Source organism: Chryseobacterium vaccae, from assembly GCF_009602705.1.
GTDB lineage: Bacteria > Bacteroidota > Bacteroidia > Flavobacteriales > Weeksellaceae > Chryseobacterium > Chryseobacterium vaccae.
Genome location: NZ_VSWH01000001.1, coordinates 4,993,537 through 5,015,506, shown reverse-complemented (window position 1 = coordinate 5,015,506; position 21,970 = coordinate 4,993,537). Strand labels below are relative to the sequence as shown.

Annotated in this window: 23 protein-coding genes; 10 read left to right on the top strand and 13 right to left on the bottom strand. The window is 37.2% G+C overall.

Annotation, left to right across the window (positions count from 1 at the left end; all coding sequences use genetic code 11):
• Positions 1-119: 119 nt before the first annotated feature.
• Both FW768_RS22940 and FW768_RS22935 read left to right on the top strand, forming a co-directional pair.
• Positions 120-1,070: a protein-glutamine glutaminase gene (locus FW768_RS22940; protein WP_153399590.1), complete on the top strand. Its 951-nt coding sequence runs from the start codon at positions 120-122 to the stop codon at positions 1,068-1,070.
• A 70-nt stretch (positions 1,071-1,140) separates the two neighbouring features.
• Positions 1,141-1,458, top strand: a complete 318-nt coding sequence (locus FW768_RS22935) for a hypothetical protein (protein WP_153399588.1) — start codon at positions 1,141-1,143, stop codon at positions 1,456-1,458.
• Positions 1,459-1,576: 118 nt separating this feature from the next.
• Here FW768_RS22935 and FW768_RS22930 read toward each other — a convergent pair whose 3' ends face one another.
• Positions 1,577-2,329 (bottom strand): SDR family oxidoreductase, encoded by a 753-nt coding sequence (locus FW768_RS22930; RefSeq protein WP_153399586.1) that lies wholly within the window; start codon positions 2,327-2,329, stop codon positions 1,577-1,579.
• Between the two features lie 234 nt (positions 2,330-2,563).
• On the opposite strand from FW768_RS22930, the gene FW768_RS22925 reads away from it, so the two are divergent.
• The 3 genes from FW768_RS22925 to FW768_RS22915 are packed head-to-tail and all read left to right on the top strand — an operon-like array spanning position 2,564 to position 4,085.
• The gene (locus FW768_RS22925) at positions 2,564-3,196 is read left to right on the top strand and encodes an NAD(P)H-dependent oxidoreductase (protein WP_153399584.1); all 633 of its coding nucleotides are present in this window, start codon (positions 2,564-2,566) and stop codon (positions 3,194-3,196) included.
• Positions 3,197-3,227: 31 nt separating this feature from the next.
• Complete coding sequence (locus FW768_RS22920) at positions 3,228-3,662, top strand: MarR family winged helix-turn-helix transcriptional regulator (RefSeq protein ID WP_153399582.1); 435 nt, start codon at positions 3,228-3,230, stop codon at positions 3,660-3,662.
• Positions 3,663-4,085, top strand: a complete 423-nt coding sequence (locus FW768_RS22915; RefSeq protein ID WP_153399580.1) for an organic hydroperoxide resistance protein — start codon at positions 3,663-3,665, stop codon at positions 4,083-4,085.
• Between the two features lie 717 nt (positions 4,086-4,802).
• Here the strand turns inward: FW768_RS22915 and FW768_RS22910 are convergent.
• From FW768_RS22910 to FW768_RS22870, 9 genes are all read right to left on the bottom strand, one after another.
• Entirely contained in the window at positions 4,803-5,432 is a 630-nt protein-coding gene (locus FW768_RS22910; RefSeq protein ID WP_153399578.1) for a peptide deformylase, read from the bottom strand.
• Between the two features lie 456 nt (positions 5,433-5,888).
• Entirely contained in the window at positions 5,889-6,761 is an 873-nt protein-coding gene (locus FW768_RS22905) for a ChaN family lipoprotein (RefSeq protein WP_153399576.1), read from the bottom strand.
• Between the two features lie 114 nt (positions 6,762-6,875).
• Positions 6,876-7,904 carry a hemin-degrading factor gene (locus tag FW768_RS22900; protein WP_153399574.1) on the bottom strand — a complete coding sequence of 343 codons (1,029 nt, stop codon included), beginning with the start codon at positions 7,902-7,904 and terminating at the stop codon, positions 6,876-6,878.
• A gap of 4 nt (positions 7,905-7,908) precedes the next feature.
• Positions 7,909-8,559 carry a class I SAM-dependent methyltransferase gene (locus FW768_RS22895; protein WP_153399572.1) on the bottom strand — a complete coding sequence of 217 codons (651 nt, stop codon included), beginning with the start codon at positions 8,557-8,559 and terminating at the stop codon, positions 7,909-7,911.
• Between the two features lie 2 nt (positions 8,560-8,561).
• The gene (locus FW768_RS22890; protein ID WP_153399570.1) at positions 8,562-9,332 is read right to left on the bottom strand and encodes a heme ABC transporter ATP-binding protein; all 771 of its coding nucleotides are present in this window, start codon (positions 9,330-9,332) and stop codon (positions 8,562-8,564) included.
• Positions 9,332-10,372, bottom strand: coding sequence for a FecCD family ABC transporter permease (locus FW768_RS22885; protein ID WP_153399568.1), 1,041 nt, complete (start codon positions 10,370-10,372; stop codon positions 9,332-9,334). Before FW768_RS22885 ends, FW768_RS22890 begins: the two co-directional genes overlap by 1 nt.
• Complete coding sequence (locus tag FW768_RS22880) at positions 10,356-11,234, bottom strand: heme/hemin ABC transporter substrate-binding protein (RefSeq protein ID WP_153399566.1); 879 nt, start codon at positions 11,232-11,234, stop codon at positions 10,356-10,358. Before FW768_RS22880 ends, FW768_RS22885 begins: the two co-directional genes overlap by 17 nt.
• A gap of 17 nt (positions 11,235-11,251) precedes the next feature.
• A complete protein-coding gene (locus FW768_RS22875) occupies positions 11,252-12,355 on the bottom strand; it encodes an HmuY family protein (protein ID WP_153399564.1) in 1,104 nt (367 codons plus the stop codon).
• 10 nt (positions 12,356-12,365) lie between these two features.
• A complete protein-coding gene (locus FW768_RS22870) occupies positions 12,366-14,486 on the bottom strand; it encodes a TonB-dependent receptor plug domain-containing protein (protein WP_153399563.1) in 2,121 nt (706 codons plus the stop codon).
• A gap of 96 nt (positions 14,487-14,582) precedes the next feature.
• Here FW768_RS22870 and FW768_RS22865 point away from each other — a divergent pair, with 96 nt between their 5' ends.
• Both FW768_RS22865 and FW768_RS22860 read left to right on the top strand, forming a co-directional pair.
• The gene (locus FW768_RS22865) at positions 14,583-15,392 is read left to right on the top strand and encodes a T9SS type A sorting domain-containing protein (RefSeq protein WP_153399561.1); all 810 of its coding nucleotides are present in this window, start codon (positions 14,583-14,585) and stop codon (positions 15,390-15,392) included.
• Between the two features lie 194 nt (positions 15,393-15,586).
• Entirely contained in the window at positions 15,587-16,891 is a 1,305-nt protein-coding gene (locus tag FW768_RS22860) for a T9SS type A sorting domain-containing protein (RefSeq protein WP_153399559.1), read from the top strand.
• Positions 16,892-16,984: 93 nt separating this feature from the next.
• Here the strand turns inward: FW768_RS22860 and FW768_RS22855 are convergent, their stop codons facing one another.
• The 3 genes from FW768_RS22855 to FW768_RS22845 form a co-directional block, all read right to left on the bottom strand.
• Positions 16,985-17,275: a putative quinol monooxygenase gene (locus FW768_RS22855; protein ID WP_153399558.1), complete on the bottom strand. Its 291-nt coding sequence runs from the start codon at positions 17,273-17,275 to the stop codon at positions 16,985-16,987.
• An 89-nt stretch (positions 17,276-17,364) separates the two neighbouring features.
• Positions 17,365-18,252, bottom strand: coding sequence for a sulfite exporter TauE/SafE family protein (locus FW768_RS22850; protein WP_153399556.1), 888 nt, complete (start codon positions 18,250-18,252; stop codon positions 17,365-17,367).
• A gap of 201 nt (positions 18,253-18,453) precedes the next feature.
• Complete coding sequence (locus tag FW768_RS22845; RefSeq protein WP_153399554.1) at positions 18,454-18,861, bottom strand: RrF2 family transcriptional regulator; 408 nt, start codon at positions 18,859-18,861, stop codon at positions 18,454-18,456.
• Between the two features lie 300 nt (positions 18,862-19,161).
• Here FW768_RS22845 and FW768_RS22840 point away from each other — a divergent pair, with 300 nt between their 5' ends.
• From FW768_RS22840 to FW768_RS22830, 3 genes are all read left to right on the top strand, one after another.
• Positions 19,162-19,590, top strand: a complete 429-nt coding sequence (locus FW768_RS22840) for a DUF4268 domain-containing protein (protein ID WP_153399552.1) — start codon at positions 19,162-19,164, stop codon at positions 19,588-19,590.
• A gap of 525 nt (positions 19,591-20,115) precedes the next feature.
• Positions 20,116-20,769: a hypothetical protein gene (locus FW768_RS22835; RefSeq protein ID WP_153399550.1), complete on the top strand. Its 654-nt coding sequence runs from the start codon at positions 20,116-20,118 to the stop codon at positions 20,767-20,769.
• Positions 20,770-21,068: 299 nt separating this feature from the next.
• Positions 21,069-21,947, top strand: a complete 879-nt coding sequence (locus FW768_RS22830) for a hypothetical protein (RefSeq protein WP_153399548.1) — start codon at positions 21,069-21,071, stop codon at positions 21,945-21,947.
• Positions 21,948-21,970 lie beyond the last annotated feature (23 nt).

Here is a 21,970-nt window from a genome sequence, read left to right as displayed (position 1 = left end):
GGTTCATATTTTATTTTTATTTACATTTAATATCACAATTAGGTGAACTAATTTAATTTTAAATAAAAATAAAAACTACACCAACTTAATATATTATAAACCACAAAATCATGAGAATTATGAAAAATCTTATCCTATCCATGATGGCATTTGTGAGCGTTCTGTCACTTAATGCCTGTGCCGATTCCAATGCGAATCAGGACCTGACCACCAAAGAAAGCAACGTTGCTTTAAAAGACTTTGGAAAAACCATTCCGGTGGGGATTGAGGAAGAAAACGGAACCCTTAAAGTTTCATTCATTGTTACCGCACAGTTCTATACCATTCAGCAGACCAAAGAAAATGAAGGTTATGTCGAAATGCTCCGACAAGCCGTGAAAAATGAAACCCCTGTTCATGTTTTCCTTAAGCCAAATACCTCTGAAATTGCAAAAATTGAAAAAGCGACCGATGAAGATCTTCGTTATTTTAAATCTGTTTTATCAAAAGAAGTAAAAGAAGAAACCAATAAACTGACCAGCGCTCTACCTAATGTTGCGACTTTAAACAGTATGTTCACCCTGATCAAAAATCAGGCTTGTGGAACCTCAACAGCTTCTTCACCTTGTATTACTTTCAGATATCCTGTTGACGGATGCTATGCCAGAGCCCACAAAATGAGACAGATCCTTATCAATAATGGTTATGATGCTGAAAAACAATTTGTCTATGGCAACTTAAAAGCTTCTACAGGTACCTGCTGTGTATCATGGAGCTACCACGTTGCTCTTCTTGTAAGCTATAAAAACGCTTCCGGTGTTACAGAGAAAAGAATCTTTGACCCTTCCCTTTTCCCAAGCGGACCGGTTACAGACGCTGTATGGAGAGCTGCATGTGCCAATTCCAGCTGTGGATCGGTATCGGTAAGTTCATATGCTAATACAGCAGGAAATGTGTATTACAGAAGCCCGGCAGGTGCGCTGATGTATGATAACAGCTACATCAACACCAACTGTGTACTGACCACTTTCAGCTCCTTATCAGGATGCTCTCCTTCCCCGGCTCCTTATGTGGGACACTGTGGATTTTAACTAAATTTTAGCAGTTCCTGTATCTATTTTATTGATAAATTGCAGGAACTGTTATTTAATACTTTATTTTATGAAAGCCTGGACTTATATACTCTTATTATTTGTTATGATTACTTCCTGCTCCGGTAATTCAAGCCAAAAAAATCTGACATGGTATAATAATTCAACCATCAGCAATATTACAGAAGACCCGGACAATCCGGAAAATTTCATGCGCGTATCCATAGGAATAAGCCAGCAGGTATTCTATGTATCCAAAAAGAAAGATGATGGTATTATCCTGGACAAGGCAACTCAAAGCTATAAAAAAGGAAAAGCTTTTGATATAGGTATCGAGAATAATACCAACATCATTAAAGAAATGAAAGAAGTAAAAAAGAACCAATAATCCTGTTGATTTCTTTCTATACATTTTGATTAAAATATTGATTTCAAAACAGTCTGCATTCTTCTCAGCAGACTGTTCTTAAAGGGTCCCGTTCAGTTCTCGGCGGGATCTTTTTCTATTAACGGATCACAGAAATTCCCACATCTACCTTTATTTCTGCACCATGAATATAAGAGGCATCATCCGAAGCCAGAAATAGGACTGTATTGGCAATCTCTGTAGGTTCTCCCTGTCTTTTAAAGGGGATTGTAGGGATAATACCGATAACCGCCTGATCAATCTGTTCAGCGGTCAGACCTGTATTATTAAAAATATTGGTTTTAATATGGCCGGGGCTGATTCCATTCACCCGTATCCCACGATCTGTTAATTCTACTGCAAAGGTTTTAATAAAAGACTGTACCGCCGATTTCGCTGCTGAATACACCGAAAAATTCGGCATCGCAATTTCAGTTGCTACAGAAGTATTGAAAATCACCGAACTTCCTCTTTTCATCATCGGCAGGATCTGCTGAACGGTAAAGAAAGGGCCCTTCACCAGCATATTGAAAAGTTCGTCAAACTGCTCTGTCTCCACATTTTCAATTGGAGCAAACCTTCCATATCCGGCATTGGGAAAGAGTACATCAATACTTTCGGTGTACTTCAGCACCTCATTACGCAGATTCATCAGATCCTGCATTTTCCCGGCATTGGAAACAATTCCAAAAGCATTTTCTCCTAATTTTTCTAAAGCTTTATGGACAGTCTCTTCACTTCTGCCCGTAATAACTGCCCTTCCACCTTCACGGATAAACTGTTCCGCTGTGCCCAATCCCATTCCGTTGGTTCCGCCTGTAATTAAAATGGTTTTGTTTTTAAATCGCTGCATTTTTTTTTGTTTAAAAATTCTTCTGCAAAGATTAAAATACAGCCCCTTCTAAAAAATCCGATTCCTGCGGAAAAAATCATTCAACAATAAAAACAAATTATGCAAAGCACAATTAAATTTTCTAAAATTAAATTGTACACAATTTAATTGTTTGTATATTTGCAGTGTAATTTTAACCTTTTGCTTATGAAGCAGGAGATTTTAACTGAAGTAATTTAATTTAAAAATAAAGAAATGTCATTAATAGAAGATTTACAATGGAGACATGCGGTAAAAGCATATGATTCCAACAAAAAAGTATCTGAAGAGGATCTGAACAAAATTTTAGAAGCTGCGAGATTAGCACCCACTTCCTCAGGGTTACAGCCTTTCCGCATTATTGTTGTGGAAAATCAGGAGTTAAAAAATAAAATGGTGGCCGGTGCCCTGAATCCTGAAGTGATGAGAGATTCTTCTCATGTTCTTGTATTCGCTGCATGGGACAGCTATTCTAATGAAAAGATCGATAAAGTATATGACTACCACACCGATGTAAGAGAACTTCCAAGAGGACGTTTCGGGTCTTATACCGATAAAATTAAGGAGATGTACAACGCTCAGAGTTCTGAAGAACATTTTGCCCACACTGCCAGACAAACGTATATCGCTCTGGGAATGGCCCTTGCTCAGGCGGCCGAGTTAAAAATTGACAGTACTCCGGCAGAAGGTTTCAGCAATCAGGTTGTGGATGAAATTCTTGGATTAAAAGAATTGGGACTTAGAAGTGTAAGCCTTTTATACCTCGGATACAGAGATGAAACGAATGACTGGCTGTCTTCTATGAAAAAAGTAAGGATTCCAATGGAGGAATTTATCATCAAAAAGTAATATCTTCAACATTTCTTTCATACTCAGCTTTATGGATAATTCAAACCCGCCAAAATTAGAAAACCAGATCTGCTTTCCCTTATATGTTATTGCTAAAGAGATCACAGGTCTTTACCGTCCTTTTCTGGATGAGCTTGATATTACCTATCCTCAATACCTTGTACTAATGGTATTATGGGAGAGTGACGGGGTTACGGTAAGCCATATTGGTGAAAAAGTTTTCCTGGACAGCGGAACCTTAACTCCCCTTCTGAAAAGATTGGAGAGTAAAGGAATTATTGACCGAAAACGGAAAAAAGAAGATGAAAGAGTGGTTGAAGTATTTTTAACGGAATCAGGGAAACAGCTGCAAAAGAAAGCCTGTGAAATTCCCGGAAAAATCCAGAATAAAATCGGTATAGAAACCGAAGATCTTATTCACCTTAAGGAAACGATCCAAAAAATTTTAAACAAAATAGAAAAATAAATGAAAACGTTATATACAACAAAAGTAACAGCACAAGGCGGAAGAAACGGTCATGTAAAAAGTGAAAACGGAGTTTTGGACCTTGATGTAAGAATGCCTAAAGCTTTAGGTGGCAGCAATGATAATTTCGCCAACCCTGAAATGCTTTTTGCAGCGGGATATTCTGCCTGTTTTGACAGTGCTCTTAACCGCGTCATCAGCCTTTCTAAAATAAAGACCGGTGAAACAACTGTAACGGCACAGGTAAGCATAGGACAGCTTGACAACGGAGGATTCGGACTGGCGGCAGAACTGGATGTCAATATTCCTGGTGTTTCCATTGAAGAAGCACAGGCACTTACAGAGAAAGCCCACGAGATCTGTCCATATTCTAATGCAACAAGAAATAATATGGAAGTGAAACTTTCCGTAACGAATAACTAATTATTTTCTATATAATAAAGGACATCTTATTTCTTTGATAAGATGTTTTTTTGTGCCTAAATCATATCAACATGGTAAATAGAAGCGGATCTCAGGAATAAAAAATCTGTGAAATCTGTGGGAAAAATTGATGTTCTGGTTTATGCCGCGGATGCACTAATAAAATGATTCGTATATCCGTGGCAGTCCTCGGGTTGGAAAACGCGATGGCGCAAAGGTTTTTGATTATGATAACGTTTTAAGGCGCAAGAAAATCAAGGATTTTCAGCAACTAATACAGTATTAAATTTTATCGGAAATAAAATCTTAGCGCCTTATACCCATAAAGCAAGAAAAAAAATAGCGTCCTTGCGCAAACCAACAACAGTAAACTCAAAAAAATCTACCACATATGCAAGAGATTTAAAAGCAAAAAAACTCGTGCATCAGTGGCAATCCTTGGGCTGGAAAACGCGATGGCGCAAAGGTTTTTGACTATGATAACGTTTTAAGGCGCAAGAAAATCAAGGATTTTCAGCAACTGATACAGTATTAAATTTTATCGGAAATAAAATCTTAGCGCCTTATACCCATAAAGCAAGAAAAAAATAGCGTCCTTGCGCAAACCAACAACAGTAAACTCAAAAAAATCTACCACATATGCAAGAGATTTAAAAGCAAAAAATTCGTGTATCCGTGGCAAAAAACTTCGCATTAAATTTTATAAATTTTCTGTTTCTACCTTCGCATCAGATCAGTCTTTTGATAGGCATCAACTTTTTTGTAAGCATCATTCTTTTCCCGTTCTTTTTTATCGGAAATCAGGATGCCGAAAAGATGGTCTATTTCGTGCTGGAAAATAACAGCTGTGAAACCTTCTACAATCTCTGAATATCTCTGCCCTTTCAAATCAACATATTCTAATTGGATTACTTTGCTTCTGTAGAACTGGTCTCTGAAATCAGGAATGGAAAGATCACCTTCAGGACCGAGATTTTGTATATCTGATTTCCAGACAATAACCGGATTAATGAAATATTCCAAAGGTTCATCCTGTTTATCAAAACGCTGTACCCAGATTACTTTTCTGTTGATGCCTACTTGCGGTGCTGCAATCCCCACTCCCCCGTCTGTAGAAAGAAGAGACTCTTTCATTCTCTTAACTAAAACAGCTGTATGAGGGTCTGTTGCATCAATTTCTGAAGAAAAAGCCAATAATGTTTTATGCTGATGACCGTCTGTAGTCTGGTAAATAGGAAGCGCAGTGCTGATGTCTCCCTGATTGATGATTGAAAGTTCAGCCGGTGTCAGCTTCTGAGCATTAACAACCCCGATAAATAAAACGAACAGAAAGGATAATTTTTTCATTTTCATTGAATGTAATACAAAGATAAAGATTGTTGTAAATTAACCTGAGCTCGGGGTAAGGAATTTAGGGATAAAAAGACTGGAAGATGGAAGAAGGAGGCTGGAAGTTACTTTCAGTTATAGATACTGAAAGCTACTGCATGATCAGATTATCTTAAATAAATGAACACTTATTATCAGCAGGCTTCATAACTTCCCTCTTCCAGCTCCCAGCTTCAAACCTGTATCAATAAGAAACTCTTATCCCGAATTGAGGTAAAATTAAATGGACTGAAATTTGTCTGAGGAATATTAATTGATTCTGATGAAGCAGAATTAATCACATCAATACAAAAAAATCTGCGCCATATGCAAAATATGCGAGAGATAAAATCCCCTTAAAAATCTGTGAAATCTGAGTAATCTGCGGGAAATAAAAAAACAGGCCAAAACCTGTTTTAAATAGAATATTATTAATTAAAAAGTCTTCGTCATATCCGAAGGAATAATCAGATTAAAATCTGTGGGGATATAGTCCTTTGAAGGGATTTTCAGTTCCGGATCTTCGGATTCAAAAACAGAGATCACGGCCATTTTCAGGTTGGGATTCTTCTGTTTAATATACCAATAAATGCCTCCGAATTCTTTGCTGTGATAGTTTCCGTTGTAATGGATAAACGTTTTCCCGGCCTGCAAATTTTTCAGGATAGACTCTGCCATGGTAGCATCTTTTACAGCCTGGGCAGAAATAAAGTTCATTACTTTTGTTCCTTCCGCATGATCACCCATCATGGCTTTCATTTCAGGATATCCCGGTGTATCTAAAGTAACTTTTATGGGGAGCTGGGCAATGTATGCTTTCTCCTGTGTACTTAATTTATTTAAGGATTCGATTCCTTCTTTGGACGTTTGGGAAGCGTATCTTCTAGGGATATTGGTTGCAATAAAACTCAGCTTTTTCTGTTTAGCAAAATCAACAAGAGGCTTATAGTCTGTAGCGTAATTGTTCCATAAACGCGTTGAATCTTTAAGGGTTTTAGCATCAAACTTCCCGCTCAGATAATTGTTCAGCTGGGATTGGTTGTCTCTTTCAAACATTTCGGCACCCAGAATGATCTGACCGTTTTTCTTTTCGGATAAAGCTTCCGTAATTTTCAGCTGAAGCCAGTGGTTGACAGAACTGTTATGGTTCTCGCCAAAGAAGACAACATCATATTCTGCCAGTTCTTTAACTAGTTTATCGGTCTTTACTTCTTTTCCTTTTTTATCATAGAACTGATAGGCTTTAAAATTCTGCGCGTTTAATGAACAGAATCCTGCCAGCAATACGGCTATGAAAATATTCTTCATTTCCTCTTATTTAATTGATCACAAATTACATCTTTTTGAATGAACAGCAAATCTGCTAAAAAAAGCCGCCTTGAATTAAAAAAACAAAACGGCTCATTCAAAATCATCTAATTATTATTTTTCTAATTCTGTTACAAGGTCTTTCCATTCCTGTAGTTCAGGGATTCCCGGTTTTCTTTTTCCGAAGAACTGAACGATGAAATCTCCTTCTTTGTTGAATACTTCGATGGCAGTCACCTCTCCGTCTTCTGTTGGTTTCTTAACGATCCACGCTTCCGAAATTTTTGTAACATCCATATGCAGGTTGAAATCCGGGTCCATTACATTGAACCACTGCTGATGCCAAAGGGTTTTCTTTACATTTCCGGTGTGGATCTGGATAATTCCTCTGTTTCCTACAAACACCATGATCGGAATGTTCTTTTCTGAAGCATCTTCCAGTACGTTGACTACTTTAGCATTATCGATTTTCTTAGTAAATCCTTCAGGAGCCAGTCTTAAGGCCTGTGTTCTGCTCACTCCGAATTTTCTGGTCATCATAAAGAAATCGTGGGTATCTTTTAATTCTGTCCATGCTTTTCTGAATCCTTCTGCATCAATCTCAGAATCCGGTTTTTCTGCGGCCTTTGGAGCTACTGCTTCAAAAACTAAGGCTTCATTCTGATCTTCAGCTTTATATTTTTCAGCAATGGCATCGAAAGCAGCTCCGTTACTGTCCTTTGTAAGGTAGATTTTATGTAGGGCAAGTCCGTCTTTTCCGAAGAACTGAAGGCTTTTTTTATCTCCTTCCACTACAGCAAAAGCAAATTTCCAATGGTTAAGGAAAATTCTCAGATCAATATCTTCCCCTACAAAAAGCTGGGCATGAGGACTGCTGAAATCTCCGTTCAGGTAAGTTCCTTTTCTTTCATGTACACACTCATCATTGCGGGTAAGAGCCATTACTTTTCCAAGCTGCTCTGCTTCGGTAAGGATATTCTGAAATTCAGGCTTCAGAATGGTTACTCCTTCTCCCACACTTGTTGCCAATAGTTCAGCTTCGCTTACTTCCAGCTGAGCTGCTGCATTTCTTATTCTGATGTGTGGATTTTCTGCTTTCAGAGCTTCCCATTTTTCCTTTAGGTCATTAACTAATGTGCTCATTATCTTATTTTTTTATGGTTAAAACTGTATAAATTCTTGTTATAGTTTCGTCTCCTGTTTTGCTTTTTATTTCTTCTTCTTTTTCGGAGATCTTCATTCTTTTGAAATGGCTTTTGGAAACCAGTTCTTCCATTTCGGTATTGCTGTACAGGGTAAAATCAAATTCTGTGAATGGCAATTTTTCCATGAAATCCCTTTGTCCGAAAGTAAGAACTACTGTTCCGTCTTTCTTCAGCACTCTGTAGATTTCATTTAAAAACGCTACTGGCTCTTTCCAGAAATAAACCGTATTGACAGTGAATATTTTATCGAAGGTTTTATCGTCAAAAGGAAGTTTCTGTCCTTCGTATAATATAAAATCTGCTTTACCTTCAAATTCCCTATTCAGCTTTTTCGCTTCCTGATGCATGGTTTCGGAAATATCAATTCCTGTATACTTCAGGTTTTGGGCTTTGCTGAAAATATGTTTTACATGTCCTGCATTGCCATGCCCTATTTCCAGAATATGCTCATGATCTTCTATTAAAAGTGTTTTGATACTTTCCAAGGTCATGCTGATGTTGGTTTCATTCATCATCTCACCGATCTCTATTCCTTTTTCTCCCTGAGGATTGGCAAGATTCTGTGCGAGGATCTTTAAATCGTCTTTTTCCATGGTTATCCAAAAATGATCATAGGGTTATTGGTAATAGGATGTCCGCAAATGGTACACGGGAAATTATAGGCGTGACTGATATTTTCAGCAGTAAAAACTTCCTGCGGCGTTCCATAGGCGGAAACCTTTCCTGATTTCATTAATAAAATTTTATCGGCAAACTGTGCTGCCAGGTTCAGATCATGCAGTACGACAATAGCACTATTGGCCTTTTGGGTAAAGTTTTTAATAATCTCCAGTGCTTTATACTGATGTTTTATATCTAAATTATTCAACGGTTCATCCAGAAAAACCAGTTTATGGGCAATATCATTCTGCAGCTGGGCCATCACTCTTGAAAGATGCACCCGTTGTTTTTCTCCTCCGGACAAGGTATTGTATTCCCTTTCTTTCAGATGGAAAATATCGGTTTCATTCATCATGCCGTCTGCAGCTTCTGTATCTTCTTTTCCCGGCTGGGCATCGAAGTACGGATATCTTCCCATCATCACTACATCTTTTACATCCAGAGGAATATCATTGCTGTTGTGCTGGGAAAATTTCGCCTTATGCTTTGAAAGCTCTTGTACGTTCCATTCACTGATTGGTTTATCTTTAAAAAGCACCTTCTGTTTGTTCTTTATTTCATTGGCCAGAACACTCAGCAGGCTTGATTTTCCGGCCCCGTTCGGTCCTACAATGGCAAGAAATTCTCCATATTCCAAAGAAACATCTACGCCATCCAGAATATAAAAATCTTTGTGCTTATAACTGATCTGATGTGCCTTTATCATTACAGCGATTTTTTGAATTTAACTAAAATAGCGATAAAAATGGGGCCTCCCATAAGTGCTGTAAGAATCCCGATCGGCAGTTCCGAAGGTTCTACAATACTTCTGCTGAAAGTATCTGCCGTAAGAAGCAGTATACTTCCGTATAAAGCCGACAAAGGCAGAATAAACGTATAATTGGATTTAAATAAAAGCCTTAAAATATACGGGACAATCAGTCCTACAAAGCCTATTGTTCCTGAAAATGCCACACAGCTTCCCACCATAAGAGCTACAGTGATAATGATCTGTTTTTTCAGTCTTTCTACGTTAATTCCTAGATGCTGAGCGTCTTTTTCTCCCAACATCATTGCGTTCAGTGCTTTTCCTTTCGGAAGAAGTATGATATAGGAAATGATCAGGACGATGGCCAGAATAATATTCTTCGTCCAAGTTGCTGCGGCAAGACTTCCCAGGTTCCAGAATGTAAGATCCCTAAGCTGTTCATCTTTTGAAATATAGATCAGGAAACCTGTAATTGAAAACCCGATCGCTGTAATGGCAACACCGGTAAGAAGCATCATCACTACATTGGTTTTTCCTCCGCTTGTTGAAATTCTGTACACCAGCATCATTGATAAAAAAGATCCTATAAATGCGGAAATTCCCACCAGTGAAAATTGTACGGCTTCAGGAAGATACTGTTTGAAATGTCCTCCTAAAACAATGGCAATTGCCGCCAGCAGCGTTGCTCCCGATGTAAGTCCTATTAAATCTCCCGTCGCCAGAGGGTTTTTGAAAAGTCCCTGAAGACTTGTTCCCGATACCGACAGCATACTTCCTATTAAAATAGCCATAATAATTCTGGCTGCTCTCACATCCCAGATTACATATTTATCGCTTAAAGATATTCCCGGTTCTCCTTTTATATACTGCCACAAAACTTTGAAAGGTGAATTGCCTCCAAAATCGTAGACTCCTGTATTAAGCGCCAGTACTGCTATGATGACAAGCAGTACTGTGCTTATAGTTAGATAAAAGTATAGTTTACTTTGTGTTCTCAATTAAAAGTTTGTTTAATCCTACTGCTGCTTCTCCTAATCTTGGTCCAAAACTGGAAACCAATCCTCCATCCATTGCGATGATTTTCTTATTTTTCCCGGCATTAGTCTGGGAAACTCCCGGCATCTTAAGGGCTCCTTCATTTCCACCTGCTCCCTGAAGTCCGGTTGCAAAGAAGAACAGTACATCAGGATTTGCTTTTACCACGGCTTCCGGTGTCAACGGTTTGAAATCTTCAAAATCATTTACTGCATTTTCTCCACCTGCAAGACTGATTAATGAAGCCATTGGTGTATTTTTACCGGCTACCATCAGCATATTTCCTCTGGCATAGATGAATAATACTTTAGGTTTTTTCGCGATGGGCTGTACCTGCTTCAGATCAGCGTCAATCCTATCATTTAATTTTTGATAGTCTGTGTTTCCTACTGCTTTGGCAACATCTGCAATAAGCTTTTTAGTTCCGTCAACCGTAAATTCCTGTTTGAATACTTCTGTTTTGATTCCTGAAGAGTTGATTTTTCCTAATAATTCAGGGTTGATATCTTTGTCTGAAGCTAAGATCAGTGTAGGACTTACTGCCATAATCGGCTCGATCGTCATGGATCTTACGTGTCCAAGATCTTTAGCGGTAGCTTTCAATGTTTCCGGATAAGTACTGGTAACATCTGTTCCTACGATTTCTTTTTCGTGTCCCAATGCACTTACGATTTCAGTAATCCCACCGTTCAGAGTGACAATTTTATTGTTGCTTTTCGGAGCCTCTGAAGAGGTTTCCGTTGTATTTTCTGTTTTAGCGCCTTCTTCTTTTTTGCAGGAATACACTGCCATTAAGATGGAAGCTGCAAGAATGAATTTTTTCATGATATACTATTATTTGATTATTTTAATGCTTTATACTGGAATGATGAATGCCCTCTGACTCCCTCACTGCTTGTAAGTCTGGTAAATCTTAATTTATAATAGGTCCCTTCAGCATCTTTGATCACATAAAAAACGTTGCCTATTACCTGATATCCCGAAGGTCCTACTTCTCTCCATCCTCCCCCTATTACTCTCTGATCATTATATACCAGCTTGGAGTCTACAACATCTGCCTTCTCGAAATTATTAAATGCTTCAATTGTGGAACCTGATGCTACTTTTACTTCGTAAGCGCCTACATTGCCCATATTATTGGTCAGTACAAAATCTGCATAGCTGTAGCTTCCCGCTCCTTCAATAAGGTTGGTAAATACAGAGAAGGATATATCCCATTTATTTTTTTCCGGCTGGATGCTTACTTCTTTGCCTTCTTTTAAGCTGTAAAAAGTATAATTATAGTTACTTTTCTTACTGATGATGGCTTCTTTCAGCGTAGTATCATTAAGACCTCCGTATTTTATTTTATAACCTTCACCACTTCTCACAACCTGAATTTTCATCCAGCCTCTGTCGGCACCTCCAGTAGAAACTGAACCCAATGCTACATTTCCTACATAAAGTTCTTTACCCATATTAACCAGGTATACTCCATTCTCAGCATCATTGGCTGCGATTCCTTCTATTGCAGTATATCCGGAAGGAAAGTTACCGGTTACATCATCAACGTATATAGAATTCGCAGGATTATAATTTCCTACTTTTACCTTAGCCTTTAAAGCTGTCAAGTCTGAATCTTTCACAGCTGCAATATCCGTTACATTCGGAATTTTTGCAGCAGCCATGGTAATTGATGAGTTTAATATTACCTTAAATCCGTTATTTCCTGAATAAAATGCCAGGTCCCAGTCTGTTCTTACATTCACCGTCTGCTTGGGAGTTCCATCATCATTCACATCACTAAGGTCTATCCAAACCTGATTGGGCTCTTTGTCACCACCTATGGAAGGATCCACGATCTTTCCCTGCGACGGCGGTACAGCCACTGGATCTTCATTATTATTGATACATGACTGAGCAATAAATGATGAACCTATAAGGAGATAAAATAGTATTTTTTTCATTGTTAGAATTTTAGAAATTATAGCTTAGTCTGGCAACATAGCTTCTGCCATAGAAAAGATTAGAATTCGTATTTGCCGTTTCATGAGCATTTCCTGTAAGGGTGGTATCTCTCACCGAAGAAACGTCGAAAATATTCTTAACACCCAATCCTAGTTCCAGATGTTTGTTAAAGAATGGCTGGGATACCATAAAATTCATCATATGGAAATCACCTCTCTCTCCTATATCATAATAGGCATCTGCTCCAAGGGGAGAAACCAGAACAGGCATCTGCGTTTTCCCGGTATATTTATAGAATAGGGAAAGTGTTGTGTTCGTTTTTGGAACGGTATAGTTTACGGCTGCATTCGCTTCAAAAGTATAATAAAAATTATCCGGCGAATCAACTCCTCCTTCAGACAGTTCTCTGGAAATCCCATAATAAGTAGCATTTGCTGCTACACTCAACTGGTCTTTCTGAGCTCTGAAGTTGGCTTCAAAAATATAGGATCTGTACTTGTTGATGTTGATATATTTATACTTCAGTGGCTGCTGGTTAACAACAGCAAGTTCAATACGGTCTTTTACATCCATATAGGTAGCACTTGTTCCTGCTTTGAAATCCCATCCTGAAGAAGTTGTAAATTTTTTCTCGCCATTCAGGGAAGCTGTCATCCCCTGCTCCGGCACCAGGTTTTCATTTCCCTGGATATCATGGTTGGTATCTACCCTATAGGTATAAAGTTCATCAAAGTTTGGAAAACGATTGGCACTTCCAACCACCAATCTTAAATTTTCATTTTCACCTGCTTTTACTCTTGCAGTCAGGGAGTAGTTGTGCTGGGTATCAAATTTGTCGCTTAAAGCAAGACGGTAACCCGGACGAACTGAGAGCCAGTCGGTGGCCTTCCATTCTACGGACATGAAATTGGCATAATTGAAAATTTTTCTTTTCACATTATCTGTCTCTCTAAAAAAACCGGCAATATTTCCCGCATATCCTGTAGTATGGTCTAATTCATAGCCCAGCTGGAAATCAATTTTCTTACTGTCTAAAAAGTTACTGAATACCCCCCTCGAATAAAAAACATCGGCTTTATTATAAGATTCGTACTGATCTTTATTCCCGATTACCGTTCTGTTGGGCACATCATATTTATAGTCTCTGTATTTTCTGTCCTGGGTCTGATAAGAAAAATCTCCGGTATAGTTGATAGCTCCCAATTTAGTTTGTACATTCAACTGATGAAGATATCTTGTTGTTTTATAATCCCTGTCTACAGCAGCATAGGTATTATTATCAACCCCATAGAAATATTCCCCGAGAATAGGATTGTAATAATTCAGCTGTTCATTTAAAAAACCGAATTTATAGAAGACAGAAGTGTTTTTATTGCTATACTTCACCACCCCGTCTGCATTGATTACATCTTTTGGCTGCCACAAATATCCTCTCTTTCCATCCTGTTCAAAATATTTATAGCCTTCCTGCGGACCTTTAAAGCCCTGAAAATCATTCCGGTTAAAATTAATACCTACAAACCAGTTTTCATTGATATTATAGCCTAAATTAAGAGTTTGAATATGTCGCCCTTCCCCTTTTTTATACCAGTCGTATTCCTTTCCAACAGTTTCTTCCTGTATGGCGGCATTAATAGTCACTTTCTGTGAACTTCCTTTTTTGGTAATGATGTTAATTACTCCTGCTACGGCATTACTTCCGTAATCAACTCCCATTGAACCTCTTACAATTTCTATTCTTTCAACGTTATTTACGTTAAGCTTTGTAAGGTCAATATTATTTCCAAGACCTACATCCCCTACCACAGGTATATTATCTATTAGGATTTTGGTATATTCACCTCCCAACCCCATCAGATTAGCTGTAGAATTCCCTGAATTCCTCTCCGGAATGATCAGAATATTCAGGCTCTGATTAAGAACATCCGATACATTGGTAGCTGCCATATTCTTAATTTGTTCTGCATTGATAACCTCTACTTTATAAATGGAATTATTGATGGACTGCTGTTTATATTGTCCCGTAACGACAACCTCTTCTATTTTCTTCTGATTAAGAGAATCTTTTTCCTGTGCATTCACCCATAGAACGGCAGATAATGACAGTATGGAAAGTACCTTCTTCTTCATAGACACAAAAAATTTTCGACAAATATAGTGCTTTATTTAGAACAATTAAAAATAAAATATTATTTTTGTGGAATAATTCTAAATAAAAATAACGTTATGAAATTAAAACTACTTCTAGGAGCTTTTATATTGACAGCCATTACTGCTAAAGCGCAATTACCTTCTATTAATGAAAACTTTGATGCATTTACAGTAAATGAAGGCCAGGAATCTCTTCCGCAAAACGGATGGACAAAAGTAATGCCTGCTCTGGACCCATCTGTTGCCCCGGTTCTTACAGTAGAAGCTCCAGGAGCTGCTGACAAGTATATTCAGGCTTATTCCTTAACCTCTCCCAACACCCCATTTTATCTGGTATCGCCTCAAATTGTTGCTCCGGCAGGAGGCCAGACTATATCTGTAACTACATTAAGAATTGGTGGTGTACCTGGTGGTAAAGGATCTCTGGAAATCGGTCTTGTAACAAGTCCTACTGATATGTCTACCTTTACTTCTCTGGGAGAAGCTATTGTTATGACAACCAGCACACCTGTAGTAACTACCTTAAATGTTCCTGCTTCTACCCAACAGTACATTGCCTTTAAATTTTCTGCAACATCTGTTCACCAGGCTTTACGTATGGACAATGTTGTGTTAACTTCAGCCGGCTCATTAGGAGTTTCCGATGCTGCTAAATCAAAAGAAGACATTAAATTCGCTGTTACTTCGGACAATACTGCATTACAGTTCGTCACAAGAAAAGATCCGAAAAACATTGAGATCTATTCTGCTTCAGGACAAAAAGCTGCTGAAGGAAAACTGAACGGACAAAGATTTAATATCAGTGAACTTCAGACAGGCGTATACTATATGCTGATTGAAACTACAGAAGGTTCTGTAATTAAATCAAAATTCATCAAAAAATAAGGTTTATTAGACTATTATTTGCCTTTTATACAGCCGGATGGTCAACAGATCACCCGGCTTTTTCCTTATTAAAAGGCATTCCCTATAACATCCAAAAGTAAAACACGATAAAAATCATGTTTTTATTTAGAATGATTAAAAACAATTAATATACTTTTGTGGAACGATTCTAAATAAGAAAATATAAAAGCATTATGAAAACACAATTACTTTTGGCTTCATTATTAACTCTGGGTATCCAGCAGACTGTTTTATCTCAGACCGACGCCAACGGATACACAACTGTGAATATGACGATGGGACCTCAATACCAAAACAGGGTATTTTTTGATCTTGGAACGAACGGTACCGTTTCCCAGCCTGCCACTACCTGGGATGTAGCTTTCTACAGAGCTTCAAGCACCAATTTTGGAACAAGAATTAATGATGCTTATGATATCAAAGTATATCAGGCTTCCAATAATCCTGCAGACTGGAACAATATAACAAGCAACAGTGTAGCCTCTTATGGTGCTCCGCTTTTCAACGCTGATAATACAACTTCTATCCAGGAAGGTGCTTTTGAACAGGGCAGTGAATCTTCAGGGTGGGGAGAGTACAACTTCGGAAGTCATCACGTTGAAGGAAAAGTAATTTTTATCCTTAAATACCCTTCCGGAGCCACTGTAAAATTCATGATTGAAGATTATTACTTTGGTTATACCTTTAAATATGCAAAATGGAATACAGCAACTTCTTCATGGGATGCTACCCAGACCAAAACAATAGCTAATGGTTCTGATGATGCTTATTTCAATTATTTCTCGTTCAATACAGGTGAAAAAGTAGCTAATCTTGAACCGCCGAAAGCTAGTTGGGACATGATGTTTACAAGATTCTACACAGATTACCCTTATATCGATCCGGATACAGGCCAGCAGCTTACGATGAAATACAGAATGTCAGGCGTTCTTCAAAACCCGGCCATCAGTGTTGCCAAAGTACAGCCGGAAACTCAGGAAACGGCTGCAACAACCATTCCTGCTTCTACTGCATTTTCAAAAAACATCAGTACGATCGGATATTCATGGAAACCTACAATGGGCGCTCCATTCTCCAATGTGGTATATTATGTAAAAAAGGGTTCTGACTATTACAGAATGTACTTTACATCGAATGAGGGCGCTTCAACCGGAAATATGTATTTCAAATACAAAAAAATAACCGGCAGTCTGGGAATCACTGAAGTAAGTAAAAAAGCTTCTTTCGGGATCTATCCGAATCCTACCGCATCTGACAAAAAAGTAACGGTTCTTTTTGATGTAAAAGAGAGAGCAGATAGTAAAGGTAATGTAGAAGTATATGATCTTACCGGAAAAAAAGTATATACAGCAGAACTAACCAACCAAACAGGATTCTACAAACAGGATCTGAATTTATCCCACCTTACCTCCGGAAACTATATGGTAAAAATTACGTACGGAGGTAGTACGGAAACCAAAAAGCTTATTGTGAAATAAACTCAATTTCAATACTTTCTATTTTTTCTAATCAAAAGGCGGCTTCAGAATTCTGAAAACCGCCTTTTATTTTTTGAATGAAAAGATCAAAAATTAATAAATCTTAAAACCTTTATATACCTCTACCGAGCTTTCCATGATCTTTGAGGCATCTTTACGGAAATCCAGAAGATGATCCTGTCCGTTGTGTCTGTTATGGTGGTCAACACTTTCCCAAAGCTCAATCAGAAAAAAGGTTCCTTTGTTGTCTTTGTCTTCAACAAGGTCATACTGAAGACAGCCTTCTTCTTTTCTTGTCTCTTTCACCAGATTCTGAAAAAGCTCTACAGCCTCCATCAGATAATTTTCGTTGAACTTAAAAAGTGCTACGATATGTAAATTCATATTCTATTGTTTTGTGGTGTAAAAGTAAAATATTTTCAAAACTGAAAAGTATTTTATGGGCTTTTATTTTGCTAAAAAGAGTATTTATTTCAGCTTAATACTGATTTATAAATCGTTATACAACTCATCACAATGACTAAAACTCCTATGACCAGAAACATTTTTTTCACAGGAAGCTTTGCCGTAAGCATTGCTGAAAAGGGAGCGGTAAAAATTCCACCAATCAGAAGTCCAAGAATAATATTCCAGTGCTGGATTCCCAGAGTAAAAAAGAAAGTAACGGCCGCGGTGATGGTAAGAATGAATTTGGCTACTGTGGAGCTGCCGACTGCAAATCTGGGAGTAAATGCATTTTTAATCAGTGTTCCGGTAACCAAAGGTCCCCAGCCTCCGCCTGCAAACGAATCTATAAAGCCTCCGATCACTCCAAGCCGGGTAAGATTGGTTTTTTTCTTCATGGCTTTATCCTGTTTTTTCTTAAAAGCATTCAAAAAAATCTGGACTCCCAGGTATAAGGTGTAAAAGGCAATGATTGTTTTGGTGATTTTAGCATAATACTCACCAAGATAGGTAAGACAAACTGCTCCGATAACTGCTCCGATAACAGCAGGAACAGCCAGTTTTTTCACCAGGTTTTTGCTTACATTTTTCAGCTTGATATGGCTTATGCTCCCTGCAGCTGTCGTAAAGCTTTCAGCAGAATGGATACTTGCACTTACAATATGCGGAGGAATATTCAGGAATAAAAGCGTTGTTGTACAGATTACTCCATACCCCATTCCCATAGATCCGGCCACTACTTCAGCTAACACCCCAACCAGAATCATCCAGTAAAAAATATAGTTATCTTTCGCCAAAACAACCTGCAGTTCGTCCAGAAATCCCATACCATACAGCGATGAAACTACAATACTTATTATTACTGCTGCTATAAAAAAGACATTCAGCCTTACCCGAATTTTATTGGTAATAATCATAATAATATCGTGGTTTCTGTTTCATTAATACCGACTGCATTCTCTTCTCCCCAACCATAAAAGATAAGTAATAAAGTGCTTTTCAGGATATCTGTATCTACTTTTGAAATCATAATCCGGTTATTTGAAGTAATGCAAATATCAGATAAAAATATTACTCTACAAAAAAAGTAGACTATTTATTCAAAAAAAAGGATCGGGTCAATCGACCAGATCCATTAAAGTTTTTCTTTCTAAAATATTCAGCGATGCATCGCGGACTTCTATCAGTACATCATGCAGCCCGCAGTGATCTTCATTGCAATCTTCACATTTTTCATAGAAATTCAGACTGACGCATGGCAGCATGGCAATAGGTCCGTTCACCAAACGAATAATCTTGGCAAGCTTAACGTTTTCAGGATTTTCTTTTAAAAAGTAACCTCCTCCTTTTCCTTTTTTACTGTCAAGGATATCCGCTTTTTTTAATTCCAGCAGGATGTTTTCTAAAAACTTTAACGGGATTTTTTTATGTTCGGCAATTTCGGAAATAAGAACCGGGCCGTCATTCCTTTTTTCTACCAGGTACGACAGCGCTTTAAAAGCATATTGGGATTTTTTTGAAAGCATTACAGCAAAAGTAAGAAAATAGTTTGAAATGTGTAAGAAGCTGTAAAAAAGCAAACATGGTAATTGGCACGAATACCTAATAAAAATATAATACTTAAGCCTTGTACAGAAATTCATTTAAGGTTTTAAAAATTTATAGTTTCTATTAGTCATCAATAAAAAATCTGCCCAATATGCCAGATCCGCGAGGGAAAAAAACCACCAAAAAATCTGTATTATCAGCGAGAAATACAATAAACAAACCTCCTGCTACTCCTTTCCTATTTGCCTTTTCCCCATTAAATTCTTAAGTTTGTCTTTATGTTCAGTAAACAGGAAGCACAGCAGTTAAAAAAGGAGTTTTGGACGGCCTTTGGGAAATCTTTTCCAAGAAAGTGGATCTTATATGATACGAAGATCAAGGATATGTCATTCAAATTTTATGCAGATAACAAAAAAGCAGAAGTTTCCCTGGACATAGAGATGAAAGATGAAATCTACCGGAATGCTTATTATGAAAAGATCTGGTCCCTGGAAGATATTCTGAAAGATTTCATAGGAAATTTTCAGAAAGAGGAACATTTTATGCTCGACAACGGAAAGATCATCAGCAGAATCTGGACTGAAAAACATGGAGTTTCTATTTTCAACAAAAATTCATGGCAGGAAATGTTTGAATTTTTTGTAGAAAAAATGGATGGATTTGAAAGGTTTTACTATGAATATGAGGATTTTATCAAAGATGTATAATAGAACCAGCCGCACCATTTTAACTAATATGTACAAATAGCTGTACAATAAGTACCACAGAAACTTAAAATTTCATCATAAAAACACAAATTAGGTTCTTTAATTCTCTGATTTTAAATATATTTGAGCTTTCAAAAAACTAACTATGATAATTAACCGCAAAACTCTTTTTTTACTCCAAAATACTGCCCGAAAAACAAATACTGCCAGGCCATAATTATTCTTTTTAAAATTTACATTGTAAAAATATCTATTTTGTAAAGAAAATATACCTGAAATTTTTATAGCCCACTTTTTCAAACTTTAAGTTGAGACAAGATACAATTATTGATGTAGTTCAATATTTAATTGGTTGAGTCTTTTCTATCTTTATGGGCTTTAACCTTTTAACTTATGAAAGGAAATTCTATCTAAAGGGGGAGAATAAAATAAAAAAGTAATAAATCTGAAAAGCAAACAGAGTTCTGACTTACCTCTGTTTTAGAATAAACACGCTATTGATAACATAATTTACACAATTAATCCATGAAAAAAGTATACAAAAATATTTTTGGCGACGTCATTTCAAAGGCTGAAGCCGAAAAACTGGACGACTACCATCTGTATTATTATGAGAAGAGCTCTGAAAGGGTAAAAGAAATTGAATTTCTGACCGAAGATGAGATATACAGCATCAATTACTTCATGAATGATACTGAAGACGAGAACCAGGTATTCAAATACCTGAAAGAGAAATCTGAACTTTTTGATATTGAAAAAAGAGAATCTGCCGGAGATTTTATTATTGCAACCAATAAAGTATATTCATTATCCTCAGATGAAAAACCACTGATCTCCAAAACAATCTTTTATCATGATGATCCTGAAAACTTCATCTGCTCCCAGATTATTGACAATGATACCCTGAAGCCTATCATGGAAAGAACAACAAAATGCTGGTATACAACCGACAAAAGCGGTGAAAAGTATGCGGCCATAGAATTCAGCTATCAGGAGGACGGAAAGCTGGAGCTTGCCATAGATAAAACACCCGATCCTGAAAATGAACTGAATTGGGAACACTATGATTACAGTACTTTTAAAGAACTTCAGAACCGGTTTTCAACAGATATAAGCTATTATAAAACAGCAACACTTCTTCCTAAAAATTTGGTTCAGGAAGAAATTACATCTTATTAATTTTTTTGGATACTACAGGAAAGCTGATTATATCCATTAGTGAGCAGCATTCAAAACTTATTAAAGAATAAATCAATATGATCAAATAAATAGAAACCTTCGGGTTTCTTTTTTATTACACCACCTTCAGTTTATATATTTGAAAAATCTCCTTAAATTCGGAGTTTATAGTTACCATGAAAATAATCAAAGCCATTCTAATCTTAGTATCTTTCCTGCTATGTTATATTCACGGGTAAGCTCAGGCAGACAGTGTATACGCTCAGATAAAAGATTATCAACCTTCCAGCTTCAAAGAAGTGTATCTTCCCAACCATAAGTTTGTAAACCCAACGATCGATTTCAACCGTATGGTGGATGATTTTGTCCCTGAAGCAAAAGTTACCCTTCCCAATCAGTATGAAGAACGCACCTGGAACGGAAAAATAAAGAAAATCACAAGATTCAATAAATACCCGAACGATCCTCAGAAACAAGTTGTAGATTCTTATTTTTATAACAAAGAGGGACTGCTTATCAAGAGGAATTTTCACACCACGACCAATGTCCATTTTCACTATGATGTCCAAAACAGGCTTATCAGAAAGGAAACTGTAAGAAATGACAGTGATACTCTTAATATAAGGCAGTACTCTTATAACAATAAGAATCAGGTCACAGAATATATTGAATCTCTTTTTGAAAATGGTAAGCGCAGGAGTGCTCACTGGAAAGTCGATTATGATCCTGGCAATCATACCATCTTAGTCTATGCTGTTCAGGCTGATCAAAAATTACTGCTCGTCAAAAAACTGACTTATAACGGAAATAAAGTGAAATCTGAAGAATATATGGACGGAAAACTATTTGCGGATGCCGGAGTTGAAATCACTTATTCGGAAAACAACCGCTTGATCAGCAGAAAGTCCAATCAATACAGTTATTTTTACAGTTATAATAAGCTCGGTCAGAATATAAGAGAAATCAATATCCGAAACGGTAAAACGTGGGATGCAGATACAAAAACTTATGGTAAAAACGGTTATATGACGCATCTTTCGTATGAAAACCCTGTTAGTAAGAGTTCAAGGATTATCCGATATACATTTGACTCCTACAATAATAAAATTTATGAAGCTTCCGGCCCCGATGCCAATAGTAATTTTTATGAATACTTTTATGAAATAGAATATTATTAACTGAAACCTCCGGGTTTCTTTTT

What these genes read in the sequence shown, in the direction of transcription:
- FW768_RS22845 (WP_153399554.1), bottom strand. Translation starts at nt 18,861, where the DNA reads ATGCTTTCAAAAAAATCCCAATATGCTTTTAAAGCGCTGTCGTACCTG.
- FW768_RS22860 (WP_153399559.1), top strand. Translation starts at nt 15,587, where the DNA reads ATGAAAACACAATTACTTTTGGCTTCATTATTAACTCTGGGTATCCAG.
- FW768_RS22835 (WP_153399550.1), top strand. Translation starts at nt 20,116, where the DNA reads ATGAAAAAAGTATACAAAAATATTTTTGGCGACGTCATTTCAAAGGCT.
- FW768_RS22865 (WP_153399561.1), top strand. Translation starts at nt 14,583, where the DNA reads ATGAAATTAAAACTACTTCTAGGAGCTTTTATATTGACAGCCATTACT.
- FW768_RS22890 (WP_153399570.1), bottom strand. Translation starts at nt 9,332, where the DNA reads ATGATAAAGGCACATCAGATCAGTTATAAGCACAAAGATTTTTATATT.
- FW768_RS22880 (WP_153399566.1), bottom strand. Translation starts at nt 11,234, where the DNA reads ATGAAAAAATTCATTCTTGCAGCTTCCATCTTAATGGCAGTGTATTCC.
- FW768_RS22920 (WP_153399582.1), top strand. Translation starts at nt 3,228, where the DNA reads ATGGATAATTCAAACCCGCCAAAATTAGAAAACCAGATCTGCTTTCCC.
- FW768_RS22910 (WP_153399578.1), bottom strand. Translation starts at nt 5,432, where the DNA reads ATGAAAAAATTATCCTTTCTGTTCGTTTTATTTATCGGGGTTGTTAAT.
- FW768_RS22900 (WP_153399574.1), bottom strand. Translation starts at nt 7,904, where the DNA reads ATGAGCACATTAGTTAATGACCTAAAGGAAAAATGGGAAGCTCTGAAA.
- FW768_RS22930 (WP_153399586.1), bottom strand. Translation starts at nt 2,329, where the DNA reads ATGCAGCGATTTAAAAACAAAACCATTTTAATTACAGGCGGAACCAAC.
- FW768_RS22850 (WP_153399556.1), bottom strand. Translation starts at nt 18,252, where the DNA reads ATGATTATTACCAATAAAATTCGGGTAAGGCTGAATGTCTTTTTTATA.
- FW768_RS22925 (WP_153399584.1), top strand. Translation starts at nt 2,564, where the DNA reads ATGTCATTAATAGAAGATTTACAATGGAGACATGCGGTAAAAGCATAT.
- FW768_RS22915 (WP_153399580.1), top strand. Translation starts at nt 3,663, where the DNA reads ATGAAAACGTTATATACAACAAAAGTAACAGCACAAGGCGGAAGAAAC.
- FW768_RS22840 (WP_153399552.1), top strand. Translation starts at nt 19,162, where the DNA reads ATGTTCAGTAAACAGGAAGCACAGCAGTTAAAAAAGGAGTTTTGGACG.
- FW768_RS22905 (WP_153399576.1), bottom strand. Translation starts at nt 6,761, where the DNA reads ATGAAGAATATTTTCATAGCCGTATTGCTGGCAGGATTCTGTTCATTA.
- FW768_RS22895 (WP_153399572.1), bottom strand. Translation starts at nt 8,559, where the DNA reads ATGGAAAAAGACGATTTAAAGATCCTCGCACAGAATCTTGCCAATCCT.
- FW768_RS22935 (WP_153399588.1), top strand. Translation starts at nt 1,141, where the DNA reads ATGAAAGCCTGGACTTATATACTCTTATTATTTGTTATGATTACTTCC.
- FW768_RS22855 (WP_153399558.1), bottom strand. Translation starts at nt 17,275, where the DNA reads ATGAATTTACATATCGTAGCACTTTTTAAGTTCAACGAAAATTATCTG.
- FW768_RS22940 (WP_153399590.1), top strand. Translation starts at nt 120, where the DNA reads ATGAAAAATCTTATCCTATCCATGATGGCATTTGTGAGCGTTCTGTCA.
- FW768_RS22870 (WP_153399563.1), bottom strand. Translation starts at nt 14,486, where the DNA reads ATGAAGAAGAAGGTACTTTCCATACTGTCATTATCTGCCGTTCTATGG.
- FW768_RS22875 (WP_153399564.1), bottom strand. Translation starts at nt 12,355, where the DNA reads ATGAAAAAAATACTATTTTATCTCCTTATAGGTTCATCATTTATTGCT.